The sequence below is a fragment of the Sphingomonas parva (ex Maeng et al. 2020) genome (genome assembly GCF_004564275.1).
Classification (GTDB): domain Bacteria; phylum Pseudomonadota; class Alphaproteobacteria; order Sphingomonadales; family Sphingomonadaceae; genus Allosphingosinicella; species Allosphingosinicella parva.
Genome location: NZ_SPDV01000012.1, coordinates 72,362 through 84,539, shown reverse-complemented (window position 1 = coordinate 84,539; position 12,178 = coordinate 72,362). Strand labels below are relative to the sequence as shown.

The following is a 12,178-nucleotide window of genomic DNA, read 5'->3' as shown; positions in this document are numbered from 1 at the left end:
GTCGCAGCGCCGGTCCGCTTACGAAGCCTTCGGCGACACCAGCGGCAGCTCGGCCTGGTCCGGATCGAAGCGGTGCCAGCCGTTGGGGCCCAGCTTCTCGAGCGGCCGGAAGCGCGACTTGTAGGCCATGCGCCGCGAGCTGCCGACCCAATAGCCGAGATAGACGTAGGGCAGGCCGGCGCGGCCGGCGCGCACGATGTGATCGAGGATGATGTAGGTGCCGAGGCCGGGCCGGGTCTCGTCCTCCGGCTCGAAGAAGCTGTAGATCATCGACAGGCCGTCACCCTGCTGATCGGTCAGGCAGGCGCCGACCAGCCGCCCCGGCTTTCCGTCGACGGCCGGCTCGCGATATTCGATGACGTAGGTCTTGACCGGGCTTTGCTCGACCATGTCGGCAAAGTCGCTCTCGTCCATGCCGACCATGCCGCCGTCCGGATGGCGGCTCTTCAGGTAGCGGCGAAGCAGCTCATATTGCTCTTCGGTTGCCCAGGGCTTGCAGGCGGTGACCTCAAGATCGGCATGCCGGCGCAGCATGCGCCGCTGGGTGCCGTTGGGCTGGAACTCGTTGGCGACGACCCGCACCGACACGCAGGCGGTGCAATCGAGGCAGGACGGACGATAGGCGACGGCCTGGCTGCGCCGGAAGCCGATCCGGCCGAGCGCGTCGTTGAGCTCGGCCGCATGATGTCCGGTCAGCTCCGTGAACACCTTCCGCTCCGTCTTGCCCGGCAGATAGGGGCACGGCGCAGGGCTCGTCACGAAGAAGCGGGGAAAGCGGAAAGGTGCGCTCAACGTGGCTCCGGATGTTCAAGGCCTGGTTGCGGCGACTTGTATGCGGCTTCCAGGCCCGTTGGAAAGAACATGCTACGCTAAAAACGGAGACGGCCCCAAGCCGTTCCAGCGTGGGACGATCGCCTAGTGAATCTCTACCGGCTGGACGTTGAACCCCGCCTGACCGAGCCCGTCGACAAGCGCCTTCAACTGATCGGCATCGCGCGCCTCGCACTCGATCTCGATCGACGTGTCCTTGGCCGGCAGCGTGGTGAACACGCGCTGGTGATAGACCTCGATGATGTTGACGCGATGCTCGTCGAACAGCCGCACGACCCGGAACAGCGCACCCGGCACGTCCTGCAGCTGGATGCGCAGCCGGGCCATCCGCCCCGAGCGGGCGAGATCGCGCAGCAGCACCGTGGCCAGCAGCCGCGTGTCGATGTTGCCGCCGGTGAGGATCAGGCCGACGTTCCTGCCGGCAAAACGCTCGCGATGGCTGAGCAGGGCGGCGAGGCCGCTCGCGCCCGCGCCTTCCGCGACCGTCTTCTCGATCTGCAGGTAGAGGCTGACCGCGGTCTCGATGTCGCGCTCGGGGACGAGAAGGATGTCGTCGACGACGCCGCGGATGATTTCGGCGGTCGTGGCGCCCGGCTTCTTCACCGCGATGCCCTCGGCGATCGTGTCGCCCGCGGACGGCAGCTCCTTGCCGCTGATCCGGCAATACATCGACGGATAGAATTCGGTCTGGACGCCGATGATCTCGATGTCGGGGCGAAGCGCACGGGTGGCGATGCCGACGCCGGAGACGAGGCCGCCGCCGCCGATCGGAACGATCAGGGTGTCGATCTCCGGCGCATCGGCCAGCATCTCGAGCGCGACCGTCCCCTGGCCGGCAATGACCTGCGGATCGTCGAACGGATGAACGAAGGTGAGGCCGCGCTCCTGCTCGAGCCGCAGCGCGTGGGTATAGGCATCGTCGAAGCTGTCGCCGTGGAGGACGATCTGGGCGCCGTGCCCCTCGGTCTGCATCACCTTGATGGTGGGAGTCGCGGTCGGCATCACGATCGTCACCGGAACGCCGAGCCGACGGCCGTGATAGGCGACTGCCTGGGCGTGATTGCCCGCCGAGGCGGCGATCACGCCGCGGGAGCGGGTCGCCTCGTCCATCAGCAGCAACTTGTTGAGCGCGCCGCGCTCCTTGTAGGCGGCAGTGAACTGAAGGTTCTCGAACTTCACGTAGACGGTCGCGCCGGTGACCTCGGAGAGGGTTCGGCTGAGCAGGGTCGGCGTGTGCATCACAGCGCCCTCGATCCGGCGGGCGGCCGCCTCCACCTCGGCGAGAGTGACGATCGGGGCGGACTGGGGAGCGGGACTGGCCATCGCGGCGGCCTCTAACATGCGAAGGTCCTTCTGTCTCGGGGACTTGGCAGGCCCACGGCGTGCCATCTGGCGCCGCGCCGAAACTCCCCTTATTCGGGCCTCTCCGCATCCGCCCGAGAAGGCCCGTCCGATGAAGAAGCTCCTGGCGGCCGCCGCTGCCGCCCTGTTCTGCGTCTCCCCCGCCGCCGCCGACGTGCTGGTGGACAACGTCAACGGCTACACGCTGACCAGCGAAGGCCGGCTGGTCCGCTTCGCCGCTTTGCTGGTCGGGGACGACGGCAAGGTCGAGCGGCTCTTCCAGCGCGGGGACAAGAAGCCCGAGCGCACCCGGTACCGCTATGACGCCCAGGGCAAGACGCTGATCCCGGGCCTGATCGACGGCCACGGCCATGTCATGGGCCTCGGCTTCACCGCCCTCCAGCTCGACCTCTCCGACACCGGCTCGCTCCAGGAAGCGCAGGCGAAGATCGCCGCTTATGCCGCGGCGAACCCGAGCCCGCGCTGGATCGTCGGCCGCGGCTGGAACCAGGAACGCTGGGGCCTCGGCCGCTTCCCGACCGCGGCCGACATCGACGCGGTGGTGAAGGATCGGCCGGTGTGGCTCGAACGAATCGACGGACATGCCGGCTGGGCGAACAGCCTGGCGATGAAGGAAGCCGGGATTACCGCGAAAACGGCGGCCCCTGGCGGCGGCAAGATCGAAAAGGGTGCGGGCGGACAGCCGAGCGGCATCTTCGTCGATGCGGCGAGTGAGCTGGTCGCCAAGGTCGTCCCCGCCCCGCTCCCCAGGATCCGCGACCAGGCTCTCGCCAAGGCGCAGGAGCTGATGCTCTCGAACGGCCTCACCGCCACCGCCGACATGGGGACCAGCCCCGAGGACTGGCTGACCATCCGCCGCGCCGGTGACGCCGGCCGGCTGAAGGTGCGGATCATGTCCTACGGCGCGGGTATCGAGTCGATCCTCGCCGTCGCCGGCACCGGCCCCACGCCCTGGCTCTACGACGGCCGCCTGCGCATGGGCGGCGTCAAGCTCTACCGCGACGGCGCGCTCGGCTCGCGCGGCGCCTGGCTCAAGCATCCCTACAAGGATTCGCCGCGCGAGAGCGGGCTCGGCTTCCTGCGCGACGACGAGATCCGCAACCTGATGAGCCGCGCGGCGATGGACGGCTTCCAGGTCGCCGTGCATGCGATCGGCGATGCCGCCAACGCCCAGCTGCTCGGTGCGATCGAGGAGCTCGCCGATACCTACAAGGGCGATCGCCGCTGGCGCGTCGAGCACGCCCAGATCGTCGATCCGGCCGATCTTCCCCGCTTCGCCCGCTTCGGCACGATCGCGTCGATGCAGCCTGTCCATGAAGCGTCGGACTGGCGGATGGCCGAGGCGCGGATGGGCATGGAACGGCTCGGCGGCGCTTATGCCTGGAAGACGATGCTGGCCAACAAGGTCCCGCTCGCCTTCGGCTCCGACTTCCCGGTCGAGAGCCCGAACCCGTTCCACGGGCTCGCGGTCGCGATCAGCCGCGAGGATGCGCAGGGGCAGCCGCCGGGCGGCTGGATGCCCGAGCAGCGCCTCAATCTCGAGCAGGCGCTGCGCGCCTTCACGCTCGGCGCCGCCTACGCCGGATTCGCCGAGGATCGGATCGGTACGCTCGAGCGCGGCAAATATGCCGATTTCGTGCTGATCGACCGCGACATCTTCGCCGATCTGTCGCCCGCCGCGATCCGCGAGACCAAGGTCCTCCAGACCTGGATCGCCGGCACCCGCGCCTGGCCGAACTGACTACAATCCTCCCTGTCGCCGCAGGCGATGGGGAGGGCTGTTATCCTACCAGCCCCGTCACTGCACCGACGGTGAGGATCTGCGGCAGCACCTTGGGCGCGGCGGCGCGCGGCGCGTACCAGAGGTAGAGCGGCACGCCGGAGCGGTCGTGCTTCTCGAGGAAGCGGCCGATCTCGGCATCGCCGCGGGTCCAGTCGCCGACCAGTACCGCCACGTCCCGGGTCTCGAACGCCTCGGCCACCTCGTCCCGTGCGAGAACCGCTTTCTCGTTGACCTTGCAGGTGACGCACCAATCGGCGGTGAAATAGACGAAGACCGGCCGCCCCTCGGCGCGCAGGGCGGCAAGGCGCTGCTCGCTGAACGGCTCGGCGCCGAGCTCGCCGGCGTCCCGCGCCGCGGCGGGCGACGAGACGATGGGAACGAGGAACAGCGCCGCCGTCACGGCCAGCACCGCCGGCGCCAGGGCGGCCCAGCCATGGCGATTCCCGGCCCACCAGAGGGCGGCCGCAACGATCACGGTCGCGCCGAGCCCCAGCGCGACACCGCTCGTGCCGGCCTGCCGCTCCAGGATCCAGGCCAGGCCGAGCGCGGTCAGGAACATCGGGATGGAAAGGACGCGCCGGAAGCGGACCATCCACGGCCCCGGCCTGGGCAGCCGCCGCCGCAAGGCGGGGACGAAGCCGAGCAGCAGGAAGGGCAGCGCGAGGCCGAGGCCGAGGCCGGCGAAGATGGCGAGCGCCGCCGCTTCCGGCAGAACGAGCGCGGCGCCGAGCGCGGCGCCCATGAACGGACCGGTGCACGGGGTCGCGACGAACGCCGCCAGCGCGCCGGTCCAGAAAGCGCCGGCCGTGCCGCCGCTCTCCGCCAGCCGCCCGCCGCCGCCGAGCGACGGCAGCTCGAACAGCCCGGCCAGGTTGAGCGCGATCGCCGTCACCAGCAGCAGCAGGAACAGGATTACCCGCGGGTCCTGCAGCTGGAAGGCCCAGCCGGCCGCGGCGCCCCCCGCCCGCAGCGCGAGCAGGGCGGCGCCGAGCGCGAGGCAGGTGCCGACCACGCCGAGCGTGTAGGCCATGGCTTCCCGCCGCACGTTCTTCTCCTCGCCGCCCGCTTTGGCGAGGCTCAGCGCCTTCAGGCTGAGGATCGGGAAGACGCAGGGCATGACGTTCAGCAACAGGCCGCCGAGCAGCGCGCCGCCAAGCGCCAGCAGGATCGCGGCGGCGACACTTTCGTCCGATCGTTCGGCGACGTGCACCGGCTTGCCCGCATCGGGCACGGGGCCGGGCGTCGCGCGCAGCGTCAGCCCCTGCCCGTTGCCGAGGCCCAGGACGCCGTCCACCGCTTGCGGTGCGAGCGGCCCCGCCGGCGTCTCGATCACCACCACGTCGCCGGTGCGGGAGACGGTCTGCACGGCGGAATGGTCGATCGCCCCTTCCGTCTCGGGGAAGAAATAGGGATCGTCGAGCGCCACCGCCGCCGGGAGCGGAATGGCGATGCGCAGCATCTTGCCCGCGCGATCGAAACGCGCCGGGCTGCCGAGCGGCCTCGGCATGGCTTCGCGCCAGCGGTCGAAGCGCGGCTCTCCGCGACCGCTGCCGACCTTCAGGTCCAGCGCCAGCTCGGCGCTTTCGGGGACGCAGATCTGGTCGGTGCAGACCAGATAATCGGCCTTGCCGCGGATCGGCAGCATCGTCCCCGGAGCGAGGCCGCGCGGCACGGCGAGATCGATCAGCAGCGCATATTCGCCTTCGTAGACATAGTTCATCAGCCCGGCGACGGTGAGCCGCTGAGGGACCGGATAATCAGGGTCTCCAGCCGTCACCCCGGCCGGCAGCTGCCAGGCGATGGGGCGCGACGCGGCGTCGCCGGCGTCTTCTCGATGATCTCGGTTCGCACCGCCTGGTGGAAGCTCAGGATCACGCGGGTGACGGCCTCGAGGCTGAAGGCCTGGAAGCGCTCGAGCTCGAAGATCGAGGCTTCGAGACGCAGCAGCAGGCCGGGATTGGCGCTGTCCTCCAGCATCTCGCGGCCGGGCCAGCCCTCCGGCCATTCGGCGCGGCGGAAGACGGTGGCGAGCCCCTCGGGCAGCGGCCGGGCCGCTGCGCGGAACGAGGCGGGCACGATGGCGAAGCCGCTGAACGGCGGGCCGCCCATGAACTTGGAGCCGGTGATGAAGACGATCGCATCGCGGGCGAGATAATCGGCGATCGCCGGGGAGGTGATCCGCGCCTGGCAGGCGTCGACGACGAAGCTCACCCGGTCGCCGTGCGCGGCGCGCAGCCGGTCGATGTCGTCCAGCGAGGGCAGGATAAGCCCCGTCTTCGATCCGTGGACGACGTGGATGAGGACGTGGCGCCCCTCGTCGCGGACGCCGGCGATCGCCGCTCCCATCTTGTCGGCGATCACCGAGGAGGGACGGGCGCGGCCGTGATCGTCGCGGACCGGGATGTCGATCATCTCGACGTGAGTCTCGCCGATGCCAGGCACCGGCGTGCCCGCGACCGTGGCGATGCCCAGCGCGGTGCTCTCGGCGAAATAGCGGCCGAAGGCGGAATGGATGCAGCCGCTGCCGACTTCGTCCGCGCCGAGCAGGATGTTGTGGGTGCCGCGGCCGCGGCCGGCGACCGAGGCCAGCGCGACATATTCGAGGTCGGTGCCGGAGGGCGCGAAGACGATGTCGGCGTCGCCCGGGATCGCATAAGCGGCACGGATCCGTTTCCGAAGCCGGCTCAAATGCTCTCCATAGGCCACGGCGGACGGCGTCGCGCCGATCGCCTCGATCAGCCTTTCGGCGACTTCATGGGCAGCCGGGGAGATGTCGTTCGCGGTCGACGATGCATAAGCAAGGACGCTGCTCGGCCTCGGCGCCGAATAATAGCGGTTCAGCCCGGTCGCCGGGTCCAGCAGGATGCGCGCGTCTCCGCCCTTCGTCATCGCCACGGTCGCCGCGCTGTCCTCGTGCATCAACTCTTCTCCTCCTCGGACGGCCCCTGTAACGGCGCTCTTGGCCTGCGACCATGGCCGCATTATGTCGCGCCCACCGCCACCCGGCGGCCTCCTTCGAAAGGCTCTCATCCTCGTGCCCGAGCAAATCCGTCCTCTCACGATCCCCCAGGAAGCCAAGGACCGGCTTCGGATCATGTTCATCGCCAAACATGCTCTTTGGGATGGTGGGCTGCACCCAGAGGACGGCAATCACGCGCTCTATCACGTCGAGGTCCGCGAGATCCTCAGGGAGCTCGGCCTCAACCTGACGCTCGCCAACCGTTACGACACCCTGTTCGAGAAGCCGGACGTCGATTTCGTCTTCCCGCTCCTCAACCGCGGCGGCTTCCTCAACAGCGAGATGATGCTGCCCCTGCTCTGCACGCGCGCCGGCCTGCCGTTCCTCGGCGCCTCGCCGATCCTGCGCGGCCTCGCGGACGACAAGCACCTCACCAAGATGGCGGCGCACGCCCGCGGCATTCCGACGGCGCCGTGGACGGTCTACCGCCGCGGCGCGCCGGTCGATCCGGCGCGCTGCCCGGCCGGCGAGCGGCTGGTGATCAAGCCCAACGCCTCCTCGGCGAGCTGGGGCGTTCAGGACGCGCACGACTGGGCCGGCGTCGAAGCGGCGGTCGCGAACATCCACAGCCAGAATCACGACGCGATCGTCGAGCCGTTCCTCAACGGCAGCGACGTCGAGGTTCCGGTGATCACCATCGACGGCAAACCGGTGGTGATGCCGATGATGCTGTTCGAGCAGGCCGATCCGACCCACCTGCGCACCTATTACGAGAAGCGCGACCTCGTCGACCGTGCCCAGAAGTACCAGCTGGTGCCGTTCGAGGATGCGGAGTGGATGCCGATCATCGCCGAGCACACCCGCAGGATGGCCGAAGAATTCCGCCCGTTCGATTACGGCCGCTTCGAGTTCCGGCTCGACCGCGAAGGCGGCAAGGTCCAGTTCCTCGAGGTGAACCTGCAGGCGAATCTGTGGTCGCAGAAGGTCTATGGCCGCTCCGCCAACCTCGCGGGCCTGAGCCAGTCGCAGCTGATCGAGACGATCCTCTGCGAGAGCCTGCGCCGTCACGGTCTTCTCGAACATTGAGCCCGCGCCCCTGATTGGCTATCGCCCCGGCAGCATCAAGGATCTGAACACATGGCCGAATTCGCCCTTCCCAAGAACAGCAGGATTTCCTCCCGGGGCAAGAACCACAAGGCTCCGGCCGGCGGACGGGTGAAGAAGTTCAAGATCTACCGCTACGATCCCGAGACCGGGGAGAACCCGCGCTACGACACGTTCGAGCTCGATCTCGACGAGACCGGGCCGATGGTCCTCGACGCCCTGCTCAAGATCAAGAGCGAGGTCGATCCGACCCTCACCTTCCGCCGCTCGTGCCGCGAGGGCATCTGCGGCTCGTGCTCGATGAACATCAACGGCCGCAACGGCCTCGCCTGCACGACCGCGATCGAGGATTACAAGGGCGACGTCCGCATCACTCCGCTGCCGCACATGGACGTGGTGAAGGACCTGGTGCCGGACTTCACCCATTTCTTTGCCCAATACGCCTCGATCGAGCCGTGGCTGAAGACCAAGACGCCCGATCCTTCCGGCAAGGAGCGGCTGCAGTCGCCGGAGGACCGGGCCAAGCTCGACGGTCTTTACGAGTGCATCCTCTGCGCCTGCTGCTCGTCCTCCTGCCCGAGCTATTGGTGGAATTCGGACCGCTTCCTCGGCCCGGCGATCCTGCTCCAGGCCTATCGCTGGCTGGCCGACAGCCGCGACGAGATGACGGGAGAGCGGCTCGACGAGCTCGAGGATCCGTTCCGCCTCTATCGCTGCCACACGATCATGAACTGCGCGAACGTCTGCCCCAAGGGCCTCAACCCCGCCAAGGCGATCGCCGAGACCAAGAAGATGCTGGTCGAGCGCGCGGTCTGACGCGCCGCGTCATCCCGGCGCGGGCCGGGACCTCGTGGCGGCGGTCCGGGCCCTTCCGACCGGGGGTTCCGGTCTCCGCCGGAATGACGGATTGACGAACATGCGCATCCACCCGCAGATCCGCCACGCGCCCGATCCCGATCATCCCGGCTGGTCTACCTGGGACCTGCCGGGCGACGGCCGCTTCGCGTCGACGGTCGGCAAGCTTCTCGTCCGGGCCGAAGCGCCGGCGCGCGCCCGGGTCCGCATGTTCCCGGGCGAGGCGCACACCAACCTCTCCGGAGCGATGCACGGCGGCGCGGTGATGACCTTCATCGACATGGCCTTCTTCGCCGGCGGAGCGCTGGCCGGCGCCGACGTCGCCTTCGCGGTGACGCTCGATTGCGAGACCCGCTTCCTCGCACCGGGCAAGCCCGGGACCCCGCTCGACGCCGAGGTCGAGATCCTGCGCGAGACCGGCCGCCTCGTCTTCCTGCGCGGCCTCCTCGTCCAGGACGGCGCGGCGATCGCATCCTTCTCCGGAACGCTTCGCAAGGCGAAGGGATGAGCGGCGTCGTCGCCAGCTACGAGGCGCTGATCGCGGCGGGCGAGCTGCGCGCCGATCAGGACCAATGCGCCGCCGCGGCCGTTCTCGACCGGGTCGCCGCCGAGCTCGCGCGGACCCGGAAGCGCGGCATTTTCGCCCGCATCGCCGGCAAGGGACCGCCGGCGCCGCGCGGAGTCTATCTGTGGGGCGGCGTCGGTCGCGGCAAATCGATGCTGATGGAGCTGGCCTATCGCGCCATCCCGATCGAACGGAAGCGCCGCGTCCACTTCCACGAATTCATGCTCGAGGTGCACGAGCGGCTGCGCGAGGAGCGCCGCAAGGAGGAAGGCGATCCGATTCCGCCGGTCGCCCGCGCCATCGCCGCCGAGGCGCGTCTGCTCGCCTTCGACGAGATGGTGATCAACAACAGCGCCGACGCGATGATCCTCTCCCGCCTCTTCTCGCACCTGCTGGACGAGGGGGTGACGGTGATCACCACCTCGAACCGGCCGCCGCGCGACCTCTATCTCGGCGGACTCAACCGCGAGCTCTTCCTGCCGTTCATCGACCTGATCGAGCGCGAGCTCGACGTCGTATCGCTGAACGGCCCGACCGACTATCGGCGCGCCCGGCTCGGAGGCTTCCCCACCTGGTACGTGCCGAACGGCCCCGAGGCGACCGAGGCGCTCAGCGCCGCCTTCTTCCGCCTCACCGATTATCCGCCCGAGGACCGGGAGCACGTCCCCTCGGAGGACATTCCGCTCCAGGGCGGCCGGACGCTGCACGTGCCGAAGAGCCTGAAGGGTGTCGCCGTCTTCTCGTTCAGGCGGCTCTGCGGCGAGCCGCGCGGCGCGGCCGACTATCTGGCGATCGCCCGGCGCTATCACAGCGTCATCATCGTCGGCATTCCGAGGATGGGGCCGGAGAACCGCAACGAGGCGGCGCGGTTCGTCACGCTGATCGACGCCCTCTACGAGCATAAGGTCAAGCTGCTCGCCGCCGCCGACGCCGATCCCGCCGGCCTCTACCAGGCGGGCGACGGCGCCTTCGAGTTCGAGCGCACCGTCTCCCGTCTGATCGAGATGCAGAGCGAGGACTATCTCGCCGCGGGGCACGGCGAGGACGGTTGACCGGCAGGCGGGGCCGCTGCAGCCTTCCCCGATCCTCCACGGGAGCTCTGCCGATGCGCCTTCTCGCCCCCCTCCCCCTGCTGCTTCCCTCCGTCGCCTTTGCCGCCGAGCCCAATGCGGACCGCTGGGACGCGAAGGCGCGCGAGCTGCTCGAGCGCTCGGTGGCCTTCCCGACCGTGGCCGGGCGCGGCCAGGTGCCGGCGCAGGCGGCCTATTTCGCCGATCAGCTGAAGGCCGCTGGCTGGGCGGAGGGCGACCTCCACATCCTTCCCTATCAGGCGGCGCCGGACAACCAGACGGCGGCGCTGATCGCCCGCTGGCCGGCGACGGGTAAACCGGGCGGGAAGCCGATCCTGCTGATGGCCCATCTCGACGTCGTCGACGCGAAGCGGGAAGACTGGTCGATGGACCCTTTCCGGCTGGTCGAGCAGGACGGCTATTTCTACGGCCGCGGCACCAGCGACAACAAGGGCGGCGCGGTGGCCCTGGTCACCGCCCTGCTGCGCCTGCGCGCCGAAGGATTCAGGCCGAAACGCGACCTCGTCCTGTTCTTCACCGGCGACGAGGAGACGACCGGCGAGGGCGCGCGGCTCGGCGCGGCCGAGTGGCGCAAGTGGACCGATGCCGAATTCGCCTTGAACTCGGACGCCGGCGGCGGCGGCTTCGACAAGCAGGGGCGGCCGCTCGGCTTCTCGCTCCAGGCCGCGGAGAAGACCTATTCGATGTACAGCTTCACCGTCCGCAACCGCGGCGGCCACAGCTCGAAGCCGCGCAAGGACAATGCGATCTACACGCTCGCCGAGGCGCTGAAGCGGCTCGAGGCGCATCGCTTCGCGCCGATGCTGAACGAGACGACCCGCGCCTATTTCTCGGTGCGCGAAAAGAGCGAGACGGGGCCGCTCGGCGACGCGATGCGCGCCTGGCTCAAGGATCCGGCGGACGGCGCCGCCGCCGACGCAATCGAGGCCGACGAGGGCGAGGTCGGCATCACCCGGACGCGCTGCGTCGCGACCCGGCTCGAGGGTGGCCATGCGGACAATGCCCTGCCCCAGCTCGCCCGCGCCACCGTCAATTGCCGGATCATGCCGGGCGTCGAGCCCGCTGCCGTCCGCGACGAGCTCGAGCGGGTGGTGAACGATCCCGAGGTCACGGTCGAGCGCACCGACGATCAGAAGATGTCGCTCGCCTCGCCGCTCCGCCCCGACGTGGTCGCCGCTTATACGGCCGCCGTCCACCGCCGGCACCCGACCGCCCCGATCATGCCGGAGATGAGCACCGGGGCGACCGACGCACGCCCGTTCCGGGTCAGCGGCATTCCTGTCTACGGCGTCGACGGCGCCTGGGGCGTGGTGCCGGACGACCTTCGCGCCCACGGCCGGGACGAGCGGCTGCCGGTCAAGGCCTTGTACGACGACGTCGACCATTGGGTCGACATGCTGAAGGCACTCGCGGGCAAATAGCGGAGTCGGGATCCCGCCTGCGCCCGCGGCGGCGCGCTGTCGGCGGGAAGCCGCTTCAGCACGGCGCCGTCCGCCGATCGCACGGGATTCCGTCCAAGGCGCGGACCTGCTTGAAAAATCGCGTTCGCACCGGTTGCCCCTCGCGCCGCACGGGTTTAAGCGGGCGCCACATCTGCGGCTGCCTCCTGCAGCCGGACCCCGACTTTT

10 protein-coding genes are annotated in these 12,178 nt (G+C 69.4%); 6 read left to right on the top strand and 4 right to left on the bottom strand.

All coding sequences use genetic code 11. From position 1 onward, the window contains the following. Window positions 1-18: 18 nt before the first annotated feature. Together E2493_RS08070 and E2493_RS08065 are read right to left on the bottom strand one after the other, a co-directional pair. Window positions 19-792 carry an arginyltransferase gene (locus tag E2493_RS08070; RefSeq protein WP_135085530.1) on the bottom strand — a complete coding sequence of 258 codons (774 nt, stop codon included), beginning with the start codon at window positions 790-792 and terminating at the stop codon, window positions 19-21. A 123-nt stretch (window positions 793-915) separates the two neighbouring features. Next, the gene (locus E2493_RS08065) at window positions 916-2,172 is read right to left on the bottom strand and encodes a threonine ammonia-lyase (protein WP_225421226.1); all 1,257 of its coding nucleotides are present in this window, start codon (window positions 2,170-2,172) and stop codon (window positions 916-918) included. Between the two features lie 112 nt (window positions 2,173-2,284). Between E2493_RS08065 and E2493_RS08060 the strand changes: the two genes are divergently transcribed. Then, window positions 2,285-3,934: an amidohydrolase gene (locus tag E2493_RS08060; RefSeq protein ID WP_135085528.1), complete on the top strand. Its 1,650-nt coding sequence runs from the start codon at window positions 2,285-2,287 to the stop codon at window positions 3,932-3,934. Between the two features lie 40 nt (window positions 3,935-3,974). Here E2493_RS08060 and E2493_RS08055 read toward each other — a convergent pair whose 3' ends face one another. Then, a complete protein-coding gene (locus tag E2493_RS08055; protein WP_263854062.1) occupies window positions 3,975-5,753 on the bottom strand; it encodes a protein-disulfide reductase DsbD family protein in 1,779 nt (592 codons plus the stop codon). Next, window positions 5,750-6,895, bottom strand: a complete 1,146-nt coding sequence (locus E2493_RS08050; RefSeq protein WP_135085526.1) for a PLP-dependent aminotransferase family protein — start codon at window positions 6,893-6,895, stop codon at window positions 5,750-5,752. Before E2493_RS08050 ends, E2493_RS08055 begins: the two co-directional genes overlap by 4 nt. A gap of 175 nt (window positions 6,896-7,070) precedes the next feature. Between E2493_RS08050 and E2493_RS08045 the strand changes: the two genes are divergently transcribed. The 5 genes from E2493_RS08045 (at window position 7,071) to E2493_RS08025 (ending at window position 11,971) form a co-directional block, all read left to right on the top strand. Beyond that, window positions 7,071-8,021: a D-alanine--D-alanine ligase family protein gene (locus tag E2493_RS08045; RefSeq protein WP_225421225.1), complete on the top strand. Its 951-nt coding sequence runs from the start codon at window positions 7,071-7,073 to the stop codon at window positions 8,019-8,021. Between the two features lie 51 nt (window positions 8,022-8,072). After that, the gene (locus tag E2493_RS08040; RefSeq protein ID WP_135085522.1) at window positions 8,073-8,855 is read left to right on the top strand and encodes a succinate dehydrogenase iron-sulfur subunit; all 783 of its coding nucleotides are present in this window, start codon (window positions 8,073-8,075) and stop codon (window positions 8,853-8,855) included. A gap of 100 nt (window positions 8,856-8,955) precedes the next feature. Beyond that, complete coding sequence (locus E2493_RS08035; RefSeq protein ID WP_135085520.1) at window positions 8,956-9,402, top strand: PaaI family thioesterase; 447 nt, start codon at window positions 8,956-8,958, stop codon at window positions 9,400-9,402. Continuing rightward, a complete protein-coding gene (gene zapE / locus E2493_RS08030; protein WP_135085519.1) occupies window positions 9,399-10,511 on the top strand; it encodes a cell division protein ZapE in 1,113 nt (370 codons plus the stop codon). Before E2493_RS08035 ends, zapE begins: the two co-directional genes overlap by 4 nt. Window positions 10,512-10,564: 53 nt before the next feature. Then, on the top strand, window positions 10,565-11,971 hold the full coding sequence (locus tag E2493_RS08025) for a M20/M25/M40 family metallo-hydrolase (RefSeq protein WP_135085517.1): 1,407 nt from the start codon (window positions 10,565-10,567) through the stop codon (window positions 11,969-11,971). Window positions 11,972-12,178: the final 207 nt, after the last annotated feature.